Annotated in this window: 11 protein-coding genes; 6 read left to right on the top strand and 5 right to left on the bottom strand. The window is 39.7% G+C overall.

Going from position 1 to position 19465, the window contains the following annotated elements; translation table 11 throughout:
- Window positions 1-5: 5 nt before the first annotated feature.
- The 5 genes from FRX97_RS05690 to FRX97_RS05670 all read right to left on the bottom strand — a co-directional run bounded on the left by FRX97_RS05690 (window position 6) and on the right by FRX97_RS05670 (window position 13254).
- Entirely contained in the window at window positions 6-5279 is a 5274-nt protein-coding gene (locus tag FRX97_RS05690; RefSeq protein ID WP_147014226.1) for a T9SS type A sorting domain-containing protein, read from the bottom strand.
- Between the two features lie 238 nt (window positions 5280-5517).
- Window positions 5518-8598: a lamin tail domain-containing protein gene (locus FRX97_RS05685; protein WP_147014225.1), complete on the bottom strand. Its 3081-nt coding sequence runs from the start codon at window positions 8596-8598 to the stop codon at window positions 5518-5520.
- A gap of 232 nt (window positions 8599-8830) precedes the next feature.
- On the bottom strand, window positions 8831-11263 hold the full coding sequence (locus tag FRX97_RS05680) for an alpha-ketoacid dehydrogenase subunit alpha/beta (RefSeq protein ID WP_147014224.1): 2433 nt from the start codon (window positions 11261-11263) through the stop codon (window positions 8831-8833).
- Window positions 11264-11335: 72 nt separating this feature from the next.
- Window positions 11336-12922, bottom strand: coding sequence for a PspC domain-containing protein (locus tag FRX97_RS05675; protein WP_147014223.1), 1587 nt, complete (start codon window positions 12920-12922; stop codon window positions 11336-11338).
- The gene (locus FRX97_RS05670) at window positions 12919-13254 is read right to left on the bottom strand and encodes a PadR family transcriptional regulator (protein ID WP_147014222.1); all 336 of its coding nucleotides are present in this window, start codon (window positions 13252-13254) and stop codon (window positions 12919-12921) included. Before FRX97_RS05670 ends, FRX97_RS05675 begins: the two co-directional genes overlap by 4 nt.
- A 141-nt stretch (window positions 13255-13395) precedes the next feature.
- On the opposite strand from FRX97_RS05670, the gene FRX97_RS05665 reads away from it, so the two are divergent.
- The 6 genes from FRX97_RS05665 to FRX97_RS05640 all read left to right on the top strand — a co-directional run bounded on the left by FRX97_RS05665 (window position 13396) and on the right by FRX97_RS05640 (window position 19448).
- Window positions 13396-13818 carry an ATP-dependent zinc protease family protein gene (locus FRX97_RS05665; protein WP_170227039.1) on the top strand — a complete coding sequence of 141 codons (423 nt, stop codon included), beginning with the start codon at window positions 13396-13398 and terminating at the stop codon, window positions 13816-13818.
- Window positions 13815-14720: a 30S ribosomal protein S6--L-glutamate ligase gene (gene rimK, locus FRX97_RS05660; protein WP_147014220.1), complete on the top strand. Its 906-nt coding sequence runs from the start codon at window positions 13815-13817 to the stop codon at window positions 14718-14720. Before FRX97_RS05665 ends, rimK begins: the two co-directional genes overlap by 4 nt.
- Window positions 14720-15502, top strand: coding sequence for a hypothetical protein (locus tag FRX97_RS05655; protein WP_147014219.1), 783 nt, complete (start codon window positions 14720-14722; stop codon window positions 15500-15502). Before rimK ends, FRX97_RS05655 begins: the two co-directional genes overlap by 1 nt.
- A 5-nt stretch (window positions 15503-15507) precedes the next feature.
- Complete coding sequence (locus tag FRX97_RS05650) at window positions 15508-16350, top strand: dienelactone hydrolase family protein (RefSeq protein WP_147014218.1); 843 nt, start codon at window positions 15508-15510, stop codon at window positions 16348-16350.
- A 213-nt stretch (window positions 16351-16563) separates the two neighbouring features.
- On the top strand, window positions 16564-18813 hold the full coding sequence (locus tag FRX97_RS05645; protein WP_147014217.1) for a T9SS type A sorting domain-containing protein: 2250 nt from the start codon (window positions 16564-16566) through the stop codon (window positions 18811-18813).
- A 98-nt stretch (window positions 18814-18911) separates the two neighbouring features.
- Window positions 18912-19448 (top strand): ORF6N domain-containing protein, encoded by a 537-nt coding sequence (locus tag FRX97_RS05640; RefSeq protein WP_147014216.1) that lies wholly within the window; start codon window positions 18912-18914, stop codon window positions 19446-19448.
- Window positions 19449-19465: the final 17 nt, after the last annotated feature.

Raw genomic sequence — 19465 nt, 5'->3', positions numbered from 1 at the left:
TTTGTTTACTGCTTTATAACTCGGTGCGTTTGATTTCCAATTTTAAGGATGTAAACACCTGGTTTTAATGGGTTGTTACTTCGTATACTCAATCTTTGATTTGATTTTTCTGTGTCAAAATGAATTACGCGTCCGCCCATGTCATAAAGGTAAACTTGGTCTTTGTCGAATCCTGGGTTTGTCCACTCAATATATAGCTCGTTCTCGAATGGATTTGGATAAACCTTATATTCTTGTTCCAGTGCAACAGTTTCATTAATCCCTACTAGCGTTAGGTTTAGAGTATAAACTGTTTCACAACCTTTTTGATCCTTAACAACAATATTATAGGTGCCTGGTTCTAACCCGGAGAATATGTTGTTCGTATTAAAATTGTTTCCGCCATCTATGCTGTAGAAGGTTTGCAGGAAGGTGTTGGTAGCGTTAATTCTAATGGTTAATTTTCCATTAGCCGAATCTAATTTAGTAACAGAAATTACCGTGGTATCCGGGCCGTTAATTTTAACTCGAATGGTGTCGGTACATTTCTTTAAATCCTGAACAACAAATTCATGCGTTCCTTGACCTAAATTGCTAAACACCGGTGAGGATTTAAATCCGGAAGTGGTGGCAGTTTTAAAGGAGAAAGGGTCTCCATTTCCACCCGAAGCAGATAGGGCTACTACGCCTTCTTTTCCATTCCAGCATTCCACATCCTCTGTGTAAATTACTTCGCTTACAATAGGTGCTGGTGCTTCCATCTTAAATCCAAAGTCTTGTTCTCTTCTACATCCATCTAACTCTTTGGCAAAAAGGGTAAACTGACCTGCTCCAACCTTAGTGAACACATCTTGGGATGAATAATTTATTCCGTCTAATGAGAATAGGTATGTGGTTCCATTATTTTCGGCCAAAGCCTGTACACGACCATCTTTAGAGTAGCTACAATTTAATCCTCTAAGTATTTTAGCGTTGAAAAAGAAAGGTACTTCAGGTTTAATTCTTATTCTCTTTTCCTTGGTACAACCATCAAGCGTGTCAATTACCTTAACGTTGTAGAATTGCGCATATAACCCCGCAAAAATTGAATCGGTTTGAGGTTGTAAGTTGTTTAATTGGTAGACATAGTTTCCAGAGCCTCCATTTGGAGTAACAACAATTTTTCCAGCATCAGGAAAATCACAACGCAATGGGCCATTTTCACTGAATGCAAAATCAACACCTTCCGAATCGTCTATAATAACTGTATCTCTTACCTCGCAGGTAAGGTTATCGTAGGCATAAATTTGGTAAACCCCTGGATTTAGATTTTCCAATAACTGGCCATTTTGAACTTCGTTACCGTTCACAATAACATGATAAGGCTCATTACCCAGATCAGCGGTTACTTTTAATGTTCCATTTATGTTTCCGCAGGTGGTTGGATCAATATCCACCCCAATTTCTAAATTAGATTTGTTTTCTATGGTAGCACTACGTACCGAAACGCAACCACTTTCTGCTTTAGCGAAAACGGTGTAGGTGCCGGATGGTAGGTTATTAAATGAAGTTCTGGTGAAAAACGTACTTCCGTCCAAACTAAAGGTGGTGTTTTCCCCGTCGGCACTTAAAATTATAGAACCATTAGATTCACCTTTACAGTCGTTTTTAACTGGTGAGATGTTAAAATTAATAGGGTCTTTAACCTCTATGGTTTGACTTAATCCAATTAATTTACCACAACCAGAACCACCAGCGTAGTAGGCCGAATCGATACTAAACAAGAAATCTAAATCTTCTTTTACGGGTAATAGAGTATCTCTATCGGTTACAAAACTCTTTTTAGCTCCATTTATGCTGTACTCTACCACAAGGCTATCTGAACTGTTTACAAAAACGGGGATGTACGCCGTATCTCCACGACATATTTTGTTGTTGTTTACATCAAAAGAAACCTGAGGTTCTTGGAAGTTGTAAAAATCTGCTGTACCAAAGTCTATCGCGTAGGAACAGGTTTTTGGCAGCGAAATATACTTTCTGATTTTGAAGGTGTTTTGTCCGCCTGAAATCGCATTTACGGTAATTACCGAATCATTTGAGATTTGAGGTTCCTCTGGGAATTGGAACCCGTTAACCTCGAAAATAATTTTACCGCTGGCATTAGCAGGATTTAAGTTAAACCTGATATCTGCAGTTGCTTGGTTATCCGAACAAATTATATCTGGTGAAATAAGCTCAAAACTAAGGCCTGGAGCTTCCTCAAGGGTGACATTAATCTGCTTATTCATTACCATTGTACAACCCTCTGGATAACTAATTTCCTTTAAAATCAGTGTTTCGCTATCATTAAAGGTTCTCCTTAAGTAGTTTTCTCCCGCAACAATAGGCAAGTCTATTATTTGAAATGTTCCAGTTTGAAATCTAGCGCTACCCTCTTGCACATTCCCAAGGTTTAGGGGAATAGAGTCCAATACATTGGCACATGCTGTAAAGTTGGTAGGAACATTAACCTGCGGTACAGGAAATGCTGCTAAATCAACCTGGAAAGTGTCTCTACAGATAGATTTGTTGACTATGAAATTATAAGTTCCCACATTTTCGGGAGCCAATCCAAGTATGTCAAACTCCAAGTTGGGAGAACTAACTCCAGGGCCGGTCCATTCAAAAGAAACTCCAGGACCAGCTATGTTAGATGCCTTTACATTTACATTGGCTCCAATACAAGCCGTGTCGGGGGTTATTGTTAAATCGGGTTGAGGTAGTCTGATAAAGCGGATGGGTTGTCCGGCTCTTACATCCAAACAATCATCATTCAAGTCCACTTCATTTTTGTTGGGGATTTTATCTCCCGCGATTACAGACACATAGTAGGTTTGTCCCTCGACTAGCCCCGGTACAAAACCAAAAGTACCCGTTCTATTCCTGTCATAGATTGTACCTATGGTAGTTCCAGGTCCATCGTGAAGGATGAACTCAAAGATGTCATCACCATCATCTATAAATCCACCGATATAGTTAATGGTGTAGAAAGACCCTTCACAGATGTCTTCGATCTGTGATACATTGATCACACCTGCGTCAGTAGCGCATCCACACCTCTTGCGAATTGAATAGCTTGATGTTCCACAATTGTCCGCATCCCAAATAGTAATCTCAACTTCTTCACCTTCTGGGATGGGATCAGAGGTGAATATCCATAAACCTCCTTGTTGCGTTAGGTTAAACCCATAAGTTATTCCATCTGCAATTACTGAGGCATCTAACGTATTTGGATCACCATCCCTAACCTCAAAGGTTACCTGATAAAAAGTTTCCGAAGCATTACAGAATGTATTGGCATTAACAATTTCTGGTTTTTTGGTAATTTCAACTTCCACGGTAGTGGATTGGTCTGGACAAGGATCTTCGTTATCCACGAAGTAGGTAAAGGTGTATGAGCCTGGGGCTACATTGGCGCTATTAAAAACTCCCGTTGTTGCGCTTACCAAACCTCCAGAGTTATCGGTGTCTAACCATACCCCATTGGGATCATGGTCCGAAAGGTAATCTTCTAAACCAATAGCTGTTCCTTTACAAATCCTTGTCGATCCGCCATTTCCAGCAACCTTAAAGTCTTTTACAGTTACATCGACTTTTGCTGAGTCAGCTTTACATGCTCCTGGTCCAACCACTTTGTAGTAAAAGGTGTACGTGCCTGGATTGTATTCGAAAAAATTGACCGTCCCTTGTGGGGACAATAAGCCTGTGTTGCTTGCGTCTCTCCAAGTTCCACCTCCATCTGGGTTACCTTGTAATAGGTTGTTTAAATCGATAAAGGTACTGTCCTTGTTACATACAATTGTATTTCCATCATCACCAGCTTTGGGTGCAGGGTTGATAGTTACCGAAACTGTTGAGCTTTGCGTACCACAAGTGTTGCTAAGCGAATAGGTATATGTAAAGGTTTGCGGTAATTGATTGTCAGGAATGTCGGAGGGTCTTATAATCGAACCGTTTAAAACTCCCGAACCATTATTGTCCGTCCATTGTGACGTGGCATTTTGGTCGTATGCACTAAGCAGACTAAATAAGTTAAACTGGTCGTTGTTGTTACACAAAACGGGGTCTGGCAACACTTGACCAGAACTCAAAAGCGATTCCACATCAACGTCTATGGTCTTGCTGGCTTTACAAAATCCAACATCTACAAAGACCTGATAGGTACCCTCATTGTTCTGTCCAACATTGTTGATGATTGGATTTGCACTTGTGCTGGTAAATCCATCAGGGCCCAACCATAAGTAGCCATCTGCTGCGGTGTTCGAACTAAGTACTAAAGCGTCACCCTCACAAAGTGGGGTGTTTGCTGAGGGGGTGAAATTGCCTGGGTCAATTACCTTAATAGTAATGTTATCGGTTGCAACACAACCTGGATTTGCTGTTTCAAAAACAGATACCGTATAGGTTTGGTCAGCTGTAGGATTTGCAAATGGATCTCTAGCCGACGGATCGGATAAGTCATTGGTTGGAGTCCAGCTGTATGTAAAGTCCTTAAGTTGAGGTTTACATGCTAAGAATTTCGTGTTTGGACGTTGATTGGAGTTTCTGGCATTATCGGTAAATGCACAGGTTCCATCAGAAAGAATTTTTCTTGCTACACGCACCGCAGGATATGCTAATGTTTGATCTTTGGTGTAGGCCTTAATGTTACCAGCTTGTCCCGATTGCACATAAACACATACTTCTATTAAAATATTGTCTTGTCCATTCCAATCGTAAGCTTGATCAAAATTGAAAGTGTTGTACCCAGTGCCTAAGGTGTACGACTTATTATTGAAAACGGTAGTTAAGGCCCCGGTATAAAATCCTCCATTAAACTCCTGGTCGGAAACGCAGGCCATTTTGATTTCTAGGTTGGGAATTTGGCCATTACTCAAAATGGTGGCAAGCTCCATTTCCATTCCATTAATCTTTCCACCCTCAAAACCCTGAGCAATAATCTCTTCTGCACGGTAAATAATTTGAGATCGGATTTGTCCCTCGTTTACATCACCAAAAACATCTGGAAGAGAATTCCCTTGAGCATTAATGTTCGTTCCTCCTCCCAGAGTTGCGGTAAAAGGAATAGATCCATCCACACAACCTACTGTTGCGGCTGGACCACAATTTTCAGGAATTTCAACTTCCTGATTAGTAACCGCAGTGATTTGGACCGATTCACCCAAACATAAGTCAGTTCCGGGGTTGGCCTTGATTTCAACCTGTAAGTCGCACTGACCATAACTGGCCACCGCAACTAGGGCGAATACGATGCTTAACGTTAATTTCAAAACTCTTTTCACAAGAGGGATATTTAGGGTTAATAATTTGTTGTGTGGCTAAGACGCAGAAAATCGAACAATTGTTGGCTTTGGAAGTATATCATTCCATGAATCAACATAATATTTCGATAACTGGTCAAAATCTTTTTAGGATTGGTAATATATCAATTCAAAAATGATAAATCCTATAGTTTACCCAAATCTATTTCCGAAGAGTTCTCTGTTATTATGGCTAAGTTGCTGAAAAAGAGCGACTAAATTAAAATGAGTTTATTTTTACAATTTTTGAGATTAATAGTCCATTTTCATTGTAAATGAGATAAATACCAGATTTTAAGTGTTCTATGTCTAACTTGTCATAGTTCTTTTCCCACCAGCCAATCATCTCGCCTTGAAGATTTACTATTTTCCAGTTTTCATTAAAGTTTTTGTCTCGGTAAATAACATTATTGCTTGGGTTGGGCCAAATAGAGATGGAACTGGGGTTTTGAGTGGATGTAATGCTGGTGGTGTTGTTGCTTTGTCCTGGTGTGGGGTCCATTGTGCCGATGTTATTACTACAGTCGGTTAACCGTCCTTCCGAAAGTGGTGCAAAAACATTGCTGAAGCTTCTTTTATCCAATAAAGTTCCCAGGGGGGTGAGTAAAGAGATTGTTCCCCAGCTGTCGCTCTTACTGTATATTGGATTTGGCGTATTACTCTCTAACCAAACCACAGGGAAAGAATTGCCAGTCATTGGGTCGATATCCCTTAGTGCAAAAGGCCAGGCTTTCGATAAGATCTCCACCTCGATGACATAACCTTCTGGGTACCAAGTTGCATCTCCCGAGTAATGAATTTCAACCCAAGGAAGGGTGTCATTATTGGAGTTCGTATAGATTTGATTCCGAAGCATCCATTCATTTATACATACCTCTGAGTCCTTTTGATCGTTATCCACAGCAGCAATTAATATGCTGTTTCTGGTAGAGCGCGCATTTTTTATTTCAGCCAGTTGTAATTCTGTGGATTTTAGCCCTTCCACCAGTGAATTTTCCTTAATGAGTACGGTAAGGGTGTCCCTATTTGTGTTCGCAGGTAGAAATTTACTGCTACCTTCCAAAATTTCAGCAACATTGGGATTACTGATAATAGCGTTAAAAAATACCCCGTTGTGATTGTTTTTAATCATGAGTGGAACCTTTATTAGGGATCCTTCGGCTGCGGTAATGGAAGGTCCGGTAATATTGATAATGGCATTTGGTTCCATGCTTTCTCTACCTGGGGTTGCATAGTATCTATGGCTTCCTCTTTCCGCTGCAAAAACCTTGGCCGCCATCCATTTGCTGCCATCTGTAGAAATTTGTTCCAGATCCAAATTTTCTATGCTCGACCCTGTACCATCTCCACCTGTTGGCCATGGTGCTATGTCATCATATCTTACATAGCATATTGTATCACCCTTTGTATTGGAAATTAAAATGGATTCTCCCGAATTGCTCAGGGAACCAGCCCATGGGTAAAAGTCATTTCCAGGATATAAATTCTCCAGAACCGCTTCGTTTTTTCCTATCAGAAAATAAGATTTAGGAGCCAAACTTATTTCAGGAAAAGAAAAATCAAGTCCTTGGGTAATAGTTAATCCACCTAATCTTACAGGAGCGGTGTTTGGATTATAAATTTCAATGAATTCGGTGCTGTCCGGATTGTCCTCCGGCGGGTTGTACATTATTTCGGATATAATCAGCCGTGACTTTCTGAAATTGAACAGAATTTCAAATGTAGAGGGAAAGGTCTGATGAGCACCATTCTTACCGCTTAGGTTTTTAATTGTAATGTTTTGTGTTTGAGCTTCTGGAATTTGTTCCGTCCATCTAATTATAATAGAATCTCCAAAGGCTTTCCATTGCTCAAAACTTCCGCTAAAGCTGGCCTCAAAATTTTGGTCTGTAGGGGGGAGAAGTTCAATGTTTTGGTTGAGGATCAGGGCAAAAGTTTGATCATTGATAATCTCAATGCGGTTCACCTCAATGGGTAAATTAAAATTACCTCTAAATCCGGGTGTTATAAAATAATCCTGACCGGAGATGTTGCTCCAAAAATTTTGACTGGCAAACCAATTAGAGGCGGTAGGTGCCAAGTTTGGGTCTTTCGTTTCGATAGAGTGCCCTAAACCGTCTGCCGAAGCTGGCCAAGCGCCTCCATCTTCACCTATAAAGGAAAGAAGGGTGTCTTGCGTATTGGCAAGGCTTAATACGAATTGATCATTGTTCAGATTTCCTGTGAACTGGAATAAACGGGTTTGAGCATTTGGAGCGAGGGCTTTGAAGGCGTTGCTATCCTTGGTTAAAATAATAAATTCTGAGGGTGCCAAAGTAGTGGGTGGCAAACTGAAATTAATATCACCACCTATACTTATTCCACCCAATTTTACCGTCGTATTAGAAGTGTTTTGCAGTTCTATAAATTCTGACTCATCGGTTCCTGGTGGGTTGTAAAATATTTCAGTGATTTTAAGCTGATCTCCCGTATTATTAAATATGGATTTACTTGATAGGGATGGGATGGGGGATCCGGAAAAATCTTGAAGATTTTGTGTGGAGAAAAAAATGCTATCACCTACGGGTAGTGGGTTTGCTAAGGTTATATATACCGTGTCTGTTAAGGGATTAGTGTTTATTGATTGAATGAGGGGAAGTCCTAAATAATTGTTTGGGACGGTGGCACTTGAATTAAGACGAGTGGAGAAAGCTAGTTGAACATTGTATGCATCAAGGATCTTAAAATCCATGGAGATCGATGGGGTTGGTGCAATAAAAAATTGTCCGCTATTGATTTGCCCTGGGCTACTTTCCGTGGCTTCACGCCATGAAAAATCGTCAGAATGGGTTATGAAATTTCCTTTTTTCTGAATTGAAAAATTTAATGGGGTGGAACCATTTTCCGAGACATTAATTTCCTCAGAGGTTAAACCAATGGCAGGTCCCTCAATTGCTGAGAATACACCCTCGTAACTTAGAAATTCAACGACTTCTTCCTGAGGATTAACAAGTGCGATGCCATCTGGACTGCCATTCTGAATTCCAGAAATGCTCATCCATTTAGCGCCAAACCCATTTTTCTCATTCGGTAAATTACCGTTGAGGTCTATACTTTTGTAAACCTTTCCATTGTGGCCATTATAACAAACTAATTTCCAACCTTCTAAACTGGTGTTGGTAGGACCAGCAATTTCTATTCCTTCGTTTTTATCTATCCCGATATTGTCGTAATGAATCTCGTTAATGAAGAACTGAGAAAATAAAGTGCTAGCAAATAAAAAGGTGGTAAGGGTAGTGGTCATTTGGGCTAATGTTTTCATTGTGGTAGGATTTATTGTTCACTAACATTAAGTTAGGAAAAACCTGAACACAATGATGGTTTATGGAGCTCCAAAATATAAAATGCCTCGGTAGATAAACTATAAAAAGTGATGGTGTGTTAAAAAGGAGAAGTAAGAAATTGGTGGATAATCCCGTTGAGGAGCCAGCCAAAGCGTGTAAAAGGAGAGTTATAAAAAAAGGCCACCATTTTGGTAGCCTTTCTTATTTTATTTAAATAATTGCGGGGTATTCATCCGGGTTGAGTTCATTGAACAATCCGTATGTTTTTTCTACGATGTCGTCTATGCTTGGTTTAGAGAAATAATCTCCATCGGTTCCGTACGCTGGTCTGTGATCTTTTGCGTTGATGCAAAGCGGCTCGGAGTCAAGGCTAAAATATCCACCTTGATCTTGAAGAATTTTCTTCATAATAAATGCCGTCGCTCCACCATCTACATCTTCGTCTACAATAACCAATCGGTTAGTTTTCTTCAACGATTCAGCGATTTTGTTTTCGATGTCGAAAGGTAATAGGGTAACAACATCAATCAGCTCTACATCGATGCCTAATTCCGTAAGCTCTTGACAAGCCTTCTCTGCAAGGTTGCAGGTAGAACCGTAGGATACCATGGTAACATCACTTCCTTCTCTAACAATTTCTGGAATACCTAGAGGTGTAGTGTACATACCAAGGTTAGTTGGAAGTTGTTCCTTAGTGCGGTATCCATTTAGAGGCTCGATCACCAAAGCAGGGTCATCACCTTTTATAAGTGTGTTGTATAATCCCGCCGCTATAACCATGTTTCTTGGAACGCAAACATGAATTCCGCGCAGGGAGTTAATAATTGCTCCCATAGGCGATCCAGAGTGCCAAATCCCCTCTAAACGGTGACCTCTAGTTCTAACAATTACTGGAGCTTTCTGTTGCCCTTTGCTTCTGTAATGAACAGTCGCTAAGTCATCAGACATAATCTGCAGAGCATAGAGTAGGTAATCTAGGTATTGAATTTCGGCAATGGGTCTTAGTCCTCTCATCGCCAAACCAATTCCCTGACCAAGAATGGTTGCTTCGCGGATACCTGTATCGCTCACTCTAATTTCGCCAAATTGCTCTTGCATCCCTTCCATACTTTGGTTCACTCCACCAATTTTCCCGGTGTCTTCTCCAAAAGTTAGAATCTCAGGATGCCAGCTGAACAAGGCCTCAAAATTCTTTCTAAGTACTACTCTTCCGTCTACCTTTTCTTCTCCAAAAATGGGCTCAACGCGTTCTACGTTTAGTGGGCTCCATTCACTTTCTGAGTAAAGGTGAGAAGAGTATCTTTCTCCATTGTCTTTAAGCTGGGCTTTTAGCCATGTAGCAACCGCATCTTTTTCAGCACTTTTTTCTTTTCTGGTTATTTGCAATGCCTTTCTTGCAGCTTGGATATTCTCCTTTCTGTATGGATCTATTGCTTTTTTCAAGTTTTCAGCAAGCGTGCTAATTCTTCCAGAATTTTCGGAGCTTGATGCTAAATTGTTGAGAAGGGAAATAATTTCTTGACGCTCTCCCTGAATTGGGGTGGTAAACTCTTCCCAAGCTTCTTTTTGTTCTTTTCGAACTTGCTTCTTAGCTTCTTTACCAATTTGGTTCAGCTCGTCTTCAGAAGCGATGGGTCTTCCGTTTACCTTGAAATTTAAAATCCACTCCTTAAACTTTGCTACACAATCGAAGTCTTTCTCCCATTGAAGGCGTTCTTCGTTTTTATAGCGTTCGTGAGATCCACTGGTAGAGTGCCCCTGAGGTTGGGTAACCTCTTCAACATGCACCAATACAGGAATATGTTCGTCGCGAGCTATTTGAGTTGCTCTTTGATAAGTCTTAATTAAGTGGGCGTAATCCCAACCTTTGGTCTTGAGTATTTCAAATCCAGGTTTAGTCTGTGTTCTTTGGAATCCAGCTAATGCTTCAGAAATACTAGACTTGGTGGTTTGTTTGTCTTTGGAAACGGAAATTCCATAACCGTCATCCCACACAGACATAACCATTGGAACCTGCAATACACCAGCAGCATTTAATGTTTCCCAGAATAAACCTTCTGAGGTACTGGCATCACCAATAGAACCAAAAGCAATCTCGTTACCTTCTTTAGAAAATTGAGTTAAATCTTTTAATTCAACACTGTTACGGTATACTTTGGATGCTTGCGCTAAACCTAGAAGTCTTGGCATTTGACCCGCTGTTGGGGAAATATCTGCCGAGACATTATATTGTTCGGTTAGATTTCTCCAGGAGCCATCTTCATTTAATAGTGGTGATGAAAAGTGACCTCCCATCTGCCTTCCACCAGAAGTAGGTTCCGCGGCAACATCAGCATGAGCATAAATACCAGCAAAAAACTGTTTTACCGATAATAAGTTAAGTGCCATCAGCCACGTTTGGTCGCGGTAATAGCCTGATCTAAAATCACCGTGTTTAAAATGTTTGGCAAGTGCAATTTGGGCAAGCTCTTTTCCGTCTCCGAAGATTCCGAATTTCGCCTTACCAGTTAAAACTTCCTTTCTACCCAATAAAGAAGCTTCGCGGCTAACACATGCTAAACGATAATCGTTGAGGATTTCCTCTATAAAAGCTTTGTGGTCTACAGCGGCTGAAGCCTCTTTTTCCTGCACTTTATCCGACATATAAAATAATTTTAAGCCCCGCGAAGGTAAGGCTAAATCGCCAAAAAAGCCACCCAAAGGGGTGGCTCTAATTTATTCTGAAAGGGTAAGTCCTTTACTGCTCATTTTCCAATATTTACTGACCATCCGTCCATCATACATGTTTTGAACATTGTCAATATCATAAATAACTCGGTCTGTACCTTCTGACAGGAAAATGATTTTGTCTTTTGGGACATGAATTGTAATCCATACCTCTTGTGCACGATATTTTAAGTTTTTATCCCAAGTAAAAATGGGATCGAACCAAAGATGTTGTCCATTTTGATTCCAGTTGTACTGGATCCCCTCAGCTTTTTCTCTTGCTTCCTTGGTGGTTTTACCGTGCGCATACTTTTTTACCTCAACCATCCACAAGCTATCTCGTGCAGGGGCCACATCAACAAACACTCTTCCCGAAACAAATACATCATCTTCTATAGTAAGTAGATCTAGTATATGGTCTTGGTGGTGCACAAAATGAGGCGAAAAATATCCGTCTTCTCTGGCGCCGATTATTAGGGTGTCACTGGGTACCTGATCTAAAATGATTTTCTCGGTAAACTTTGCTTTGTTTTTAAACTGGAAAACAGCCGACGCGGTAAAGGAGACGAATATACACAGCGAGATAATGAGTATCACCGGGATGCTAATTCCTATAAATGTTCTGTTTTTAGGCCTGAACCCCAAGGCAGAAAATCCAGAAATTAAAAGTGCTGCTACCAAAGTGAATAGGAATAGCAAACCGGTGAATACTATGAAATTGAATTCCGATGTTGTGTCGAAAAATAGGGTTGCAAACTCGTGGCTGGTAAATGCTCCCATCTCATTTACTGTTACAAATGGGAAATTGAATACTGCACCGAAAAGAATCATTATTCCCGCAACACTCAGGAGAGATCCTGCTATAATGGCACCAATCCCGAGGAATTTTTTGGCCACATTCCATATCATCTTAAAAAGGGCAGCAATAAATTCTAGAATTTGATGTAATCCATCTGAAATTTGAGAACCGGCTTTGCTTCCCTTACCATTTTTAAAATTTTGGAATGATTTTTTTACGTTCTCACTCTCTTTTTTAAACCGATTTTTGATGTTTTCAATGTTTACATCTTCGCCCTCCATTTCGAGTTTTTCGGCTGTGGTTTTGGCTTCAGGAATTACAGCCCACAATATAATGTAAGGCAAGATTCCAACGCCCCAAATAATGAGGGACAGCACAAAAATTAGTCGAAAAATAATGGGGTCTACATTAAAATATGCACCCAATCCGCCACATACACCACCAATAATCTGATTGTCGGGGTTACGGTATATTTTTCTGGTTCTACCCTTACGCGATTTTGAACCAGATTCCTCCGTTTCTGCGTCGCTATTGTCTCCCTTGAAATAGGACGGATCTCCCAAAATATCCATTACATGTTCTACATCGGTTTGATCTAGAACCTCGCGGTTTTCGGTTAATCGATCTTGCATGAGTTCCGCTACTCTGCGTTCAATATCCAGCATTATTTCATCGACATCTTCCTCGTCCGATAAAAAGCTTCTGATAGTATCTAAATAGGTTTTTAGTTCTTCGTAAGCCTGTTCTTCAATGGTGAAAGAAAATCCTGCTAAGTTTATGGTTACCGTCTTATTCATGATCCAAGTCTTTTTGTTGTTTTTAATACTGCGTTTTGTAAATCTTCCCAGGTTTTATCCAGTTCCAGTAGGAAGCTTTGTCCCTCTTCGGTAAGGGTGTAGTATTTTCTGGGTGGCCCAGACTTGCTTTCTTCCCATCGATAGGTAAGAAGTTTTGCGTTTTTAAGTCGGGTTAACAGCGGGTATAAAGTTCCTTCAACCACAATCAGTTTGGCCTCTTTAAGTTCAGATATGATCTCGTTAGTATAACATTCTTTTCTTCCTAGAATAGCCATGATACAGTACTCTAATACCCCTTTTCTCATTTGTGCTTTCGCATTCTCTATATTCATATGCTTGCATTTAAAGGTATATTGCTAAGCAAATATAAGGGCTTAATTAGGTACTATGCAAAACAAAGTACTGTAAATTTTAAGAATGGTCATTTTGAAGGGATGAGTGGTTTTTGGAATCGCGCCTTTAAATCTTCTATCTTGGTCCCACATTTAAAGGTTATGCAAATAGTAGGTAGAGCCGAGGTTTTAGCTTTTCCCAAGCTTGGAATTCCCCAAGTAAAAGCTAAGGTGGATACGGGAGCCGATTCATCTGCCATTCATGCCACTAGAATAAAGGTGAGTAAGAGTGGTGAGAAAGAACAGCTTTCGTGTTGGTTATTGGGAAAGGGGCCATTTTTGTTTACCGAGTATCAGCGGAAATCAGTAAAAAGTTCTAATGGTAGCAGTGAGAAGAGGTATGCAATAAAGTTGTCTGTTCAACTGGGGTCTAAGGTTTATAAAACCTGGTTTACCCTTACCAATAGAAATAAAATGAGTTACCCGATTTTACTCGGCAAAAAATTCCTGAGAGGGAAGTTTATCGTAGATGTATCAAAGAAAAATACCATTCCATTAAAATGAAGATTGGAGTATTATCCAGAAACCCTAAACTATACTCTACACGAAGATTCGTAGAGGCAATTGAAGAAGCGGGCCACGAGGCTGTTGTAATAGATCATTTGAGGTGCTCGCTGGTAGCAGAATTTAATAATCCACAAGTTTTATACAATGGAAAGTATTTGGATGACATCGACGCCATCATTCCAAGAATAGGCTCAAGCGTTACCCATTACGGTACCGCAGTGGTTCGGCAGTTTGAGATGATGGGGAAAATTGTGGTTAATCCCTCCATTTCCATCGTAAGGTCAAGGGATAAATTAAGAAGTGTTCAAATTTTCAGTAAGTACAACGTACCTATACCTAAAACCGTGTTTGCGTCGCATTCCAGGTACATCGATACCATAATAGAGCAAATAGGAGGAGCGCCCCTGGTTATAAAGTTATTGTCTGGTACGCAGGGGATTGGGGTTGTATTGGCAGATACCAAAAAGGCAGCTACCTCTGTGTTGGAGGCTTTTTATGGTTTAAACGCAGATATATTGATTCAGGAATTCATAAAAGAAGCGGGTGGATCGGATATTAGAGCTTTTGTAGTAAATGGAAAGGTAGTTGGAGCGATGAAACGACAAGGAGCCGAAGGTGAATTCAGGTCTAATTTACATCGAGGTGGATCGGCTACTCCTATAAAGTTGTCCAAAGAAGAAAAAACCATTGCAATTAAAGCAGCTAAAGCCATGGGGCTTAATGTGGCTGGAGTGGATATGTTGCCTTCTAGTCGAGGACCGTTGGTTTTGGAAGTAAATAGCTCTCCAGGATTAGAGGGGATAGAAAATGCAACCGGAAAGGATATTGCAGGATCTGTAGTGAAATACATTGAAAATCAGGTTAATTCTAAACCTAAGACGGATAAAGTAGGCGCATAATGAAGAATGTAATATACGTAATGGGGGCTTTGTTAATCCTCCTTGGAGCATGTGGAAGCCCAGAAAAAATAGAAGTAACTGTTAATCCGGATATCATTCCTGCCTCGGTTGGTTTTAATTTCGATGCCTCCGACTCGGCGGCCGTTGCTTTAGCAGATTCTGTAGCCATCCATGCTGGCGGTAAAAGAGCTCTTGATACAGCAAATTTTATTCACTTCAACTTTTTTGGTGCACGAGATATCTATTGGGATCGGATCAATGATATTGTAAAAATTGTCTCTAAAAGAACAGATTTTAAAGCCATTTACAATCTTAAATCGGATACCGGAAAGATATTTGTCAACGGTGAATTGCAAAGTGATTTGGATAGTCTTAAAAAATATAAAGATGTGGCCAGGGCCATTTGGATAAATGACACATATTGGTTATTATTTCCTTATAAGCTGAAAGATTCGGGGGTTACTCTTAAATATGTTGGATTGGGCCAAGATAAAGCAGACAATGCATCGCATATTTTGCAGTTAACTTTTCAAGATGTAGGAGAAACTCCGGAAAACAAATATTTGGCTTATGTAAATGCCGATAGTTACAGAATAACCCAATGGGATTATTTCGCTAATGCAACAGATAGCGTCCCAGCCATTGTTACTCCGTGGTTGGATTATAAAAATTACAACGGTTTGTGGTTAAGCGCCGACCGAGGAAAGTATAAAATCCCTTTTATTGAGGTTTATTCTGAGCTAGATACGGCCACGTATAACGCGATTTATAAAACCTTTTAAAAGTTATGAAAACCCTATTTTCCCTTTTTTCAATTATTGTTTTTAGTATAACCGCCCTTGGGCAAAATAAGCTGTGCTGCAAAGCATCAGCTAACAACCAGTTTGCGGCATTAAGCGGAGACCAAGAGTTTGTCGCAAGCCACACCTTTAACGAGGAATTGCCAGTTGTTAAGTCTGGAACTAATATAAAAATGAAAGTTCCGGGTGAAGCTCCAGCAAATGGATACTTGATTCCTGCTAATGAGCTAACCAACAAATACATTTTCGTTTTTCAAGAGTGGTGGGGCTTAAATGACCACATTAAAGCACAGTCCGAAAAGTATTGGGCTAAAATGAAAGGACAGGTAAATGTTATAGCAGTTGACCTCTATGACGGAGAAACGGCTACCACTGCGGACCTGGCCGGTGAATTAATGAAATCTAGAGAGGAAAAGCGTTTACGAGCCATTGTGGACGCAGCCTTTTTATATGCTGGTAAGGATGCGGAAGTAGCTACTGTTGGATGGTGCTTTGGTGGTGGATGGTCTTTACAAGCTGCAATTAGAGGAAAAGAAAAAGTGAAGGCTTGTGTTATGTATTACGGCATGCCTGAGACGGATCCTAGTAAGCTGGCTAAAATAAATGCACCTGTTTTGGGACTTTTTGCCGAACATGATGGATGGATAACGAAGGAGCTTGTTGATAAGTTTGAAGATAGAATGCGTGGATTAGAGAAAGACATAACAATTGTGTGGTACGATGCCGTTCATGCTTTTGCAAATCCTTCTAATAATGAATATAACCCCATGCTAGCTGCCGATGCTTTTGTAAGGAGCAGTTACTTTATCAGAAAAAATTTATTGGATTAGATTAAATCTATTTACCTAAAAAGCCCCACGCTTTGGCGTGGGGCTTTTTGTTTTTACCCATTTGTAGTTTGTTTAAAATTGATCATTAGTTGAGAATTTAGGTTTTATTTTTGAAGTAAAAATGATTTGTTTCTATATTTAGATCCTTTTGTTTACACTTATCCATTTTCTTTAATTGGGTAGTTAAGTCGAGAAACCACTAAATCTAGCTTTATGAAATACCTACTAGCTGCCATTGCAATACTCGTTCAGTTATTAGCTTTTTCTCAAAATTATAACCTTAGGCAATTCGAGAGCCTAAAGGAAGTAGAGGTAAACAATATTATAAACACGGGGGAGGACATCCTGTATGCTGCCACAGAGGGTGGAGTTTATAAAAGTGACAACGGAGGTCTAGATTGGGTGTTGTATAACACTGGACTTTCTCAAGTTAACGATGATCGCTGGAGAGTTACCAATGGAATTCAGGAATTATATAACACCCCTGATGGAATTTTCCTTATCACCAACTATCACGCCTTGTTTAAAGAGGTTAATGGAAGTTGGGAGCATGTGTTAGCCAATTATGAGGTATACGATTTAGCTTTTTACAACGGTGAGATGTACATATCAGGTGCCGAGATTGAAGACTCTTATTTCAGGGTTTTTTATAAAGTGAAGGACTTAAATTCTGAACCCGAATTTTTGAGAACTTTTGGGTACGATAATTTTATGAAAGCAGAACCCTTAACAGCGCTTTCAGATGGAATTATTCTCGGAGAGCCTGGCGGGGTTATTTTATACGACGGTGAAGGGTTTACAAAATTGAACTCGGAGGAGAATTTTATTATCCCTCACAATATTTATGGAACTAGTAGTAGCGATTTTTATGTGGTACATAAGCCTTTATTTCTCTTTTATCTCAGAGATAATTTATATCACTACGATGGTACCGAACTGAAACTTACGAGCCCCAAAGTATCAATTCCATTTTATGTTCACCATTTATTTACTAATGGTGAGGATGTATACATATCAGGGTATGAGGGGACTGAATTTACCTCAATTCCTAGAGTGTTAAAACTGGTTGAGGTTTTGGGTAGTGATCAATGGATTGAAACGAGCGGATATGCAGACGGAGTTACTCCAATTTTTAAGGGGATGGTTTCATTTGGGGTTTCAAATTACTTGTATTTTACCCAAAATGGCATTTGGTTTTCAGCTTCAAATCTTGGAGGAACTACTCAAAGAAGGGAGTCAGGAATTTACAATGGAACTGTTGAGGAATTGGCACACACCCAGGATGAAATTTATTTATTGAGAAACGGAAAAGTTAAGGGGTTCAATCAAGAAACTGAAGATGAAATTACTTCGATACCACCCGAAGAAAATAGTGGTTTCCGAGGACTGGGAATGGCTGAGAATTATGTTTGGTGCCACAAAATCGACTGGGGGGATGATTATTTAGGTCTTTATCGGAGATCTGATTCAATGGACTGGACTTTAAATGAATATGAATTTGATTTATTTATGGTTCCACCTTTAGGAAGTTCAGAAGGTAAAGTTGATTTCATGGGAATGCACAATGGCGAAGTAGTTTGGGATATTTTAACCGTGAATCTTTCATCGGGAGATACTGCTCGGGAGCCCTGGTTGCATTCTGACAGTTCCTTTGTAAGGAAAGTTGTTAGGGTGAATGGAACAAAATTCACGGTCAATGTATTTTCCTCTTACGATAAAGATAACCCGAATGGTCAATTTTATCTAGATGATAATTGGTGGTCAATCAATGTTCAGAATAAGGAGGGCCAATGGATTGAATATATGCCTGACAGAAATGATTGGTATTTTGACTGGGATTATTTAATTGCCCTAGAAAAAACTAGTGAAGGGGAGGTGTTTCTTGTCTTCTCCGACAAGGATTATTTTGAATATAATTCCTTAGATAAAAAGACGGTCATTAAAAAGTATGATTTTGAAACGGATCGATTTGAAGATTATCTGGTATGGGATGAGCTAAGAGATGACTTACGATATAAAGATGGCTTGTGGACTTGCCGTATGGAAGGTGTAGAAATGTTTAGCTATGATCTAATTAATTGGTTCAAAAGGAATTTTGATGGCCTGCCAGAAGCTGCTGAAGTTGAGTTTCTGAAAAGAATTGGAAATCGCGTTTACTGCAGTACCAAAGGTAACGGGCTATTTACACAAGATTTAAGTACTTCCGTACCAGATTTAATCCTAGCAAATAGTCTGGAGGTCTTCCCAAATCCTTCAAAAGGAAACCTAAGTTTCAAAACAGAGTCTGCAATAGATAATTATCGAATTATAAATATATCCGGTCAAACGGTGGATGTAGGAAATATTAATAAGGTAACAGACCAGCACCGATTAGACCTAAACCACCTGGAAAGGGGAGTTTATATTTTGCAACTATTGGGTAAAAATGAAGTAAAATACAGCTCAAAAATTATTCTGAATTAGGCGGTGCTCAAAAAAAACATATTAAACCCCGAGATCTTGTTCTCGGGGTTTTTGCTTTAAAGGGGGAATGCTTAACTTATTACTTCAATCCTACCACAATGAAAACTTCGTCAATCGTTCCCCAGGAAATCATTTCAGAAAAAATCTATCTGATCCGAGAACAAAAGGTAATGATAGATTCTGATTTGGCCGAGCTCTATCAAGTCCCTACAAAAAGGCTTAATGAGCAGGTTAAAAGAAATCGAGAGCGATTTCCTGCCGATTTTATGTTTCAGTTAAACCAATTCGAATGGAATCACTTGAAGTCGCAAACTGCGACTTCAAGTTCTAGATGGGGAGGGAGAAGGTCCTTACCTTATGTGTTTACGGAACATGGTATTTTGATGTTATCCAGTGTCTTAACTAGTGAAAGAGCGATGTCAGTGAATATTCAAATAATGCGAATATTCGTGCGAATACGATCTTTTTTAAATCAAAATGAGACCCTTTTGAGAAAGATTAGGCAGATGGAGAAAAATGGAGAGGATAGAGATCATCAGATCAAAGTAATTTTCGATTGGATTAGAAAAATAGAGTCTAATCAAAGTCGAAAAAAGGATTCAAAACCTAGGGTTAGGATAGGATTTAAAATTTAAGAAATCCCCTTTTTTCA

Origin of the sequence: Luteibaculum oceani (assembly GCF_007995015.1) — a bacterium.
GTDB lineage: Bacteria > Bacteroidota > Bacteroidia > Flavobacteriales_D > Luteibaculaceae > Luteibaculum > Luteibaculum oceani.
This window is presented reverse-complemented; position numbering and strand designations above follow the sequence as displayed.

Coding starts and splice junctions, on each gene's coding strand:
- FRX97_RS05685 (WP_147014225.1), bottom strand. CDS start 8,598: ATGAAAACATTAGCCCAAATGACCACTACCCTTACCACCTTTTTATTT.
- FRX97_RS05680 (WP_147014224.1), bottom strand. CDS start 11,263: ATGTCGGATAAAGTGCAGGAAAAAGAGGCTTCAGCCGCTGTAGACCAC.
- FRX97_RS05675 (WP_147014223.1), bottom strand. CDS start 12,922: ATGAATAAGACGGTAACCATAAACTTAGCAGGATTTTCTTTCACCATT.
- FRX97_RS05670 (WP_147014222.1), bottom strand. CDS start 13,254: ATGAATATAGAGAATGCGAAAGCACAAATGAGAAAAGGGGTATTAGAG.
- rimK (WP_147014220.1), top strand. CDS start 13,815: ATGAAGATTGGAGTATTATCCAGAAACCCTAAACTATACTCTACACGA.
- FRX97_RS05655 (WP_147014219.1), top strand. CDS start 14,720: ATGAAGAATGTAATATACGTAATGGGGGCTTTGTTAATCCTCCTTGGA.
- FRX97_RS05650 (WP_147014218.1), top strand. CDS start 15,508: ATGAAAACCCTATTTTCCCTTTTTTCAATTATTGTTTTTAGTATAACC.
- FRX97_RS05645 (WP_147014217.1), top strand. CDS start 16,564: ATGAAATACCTACTAGCTGCCATTGCAATACTCGTTCAGTTATTAGCT.
- FRX97_RS05640 (WP_147014216.1), top strand. CDS start 18,912: ATGAAAACTTCGTCAATCGTTCCCCAGGAAATCATTTCAGAAAAAATC.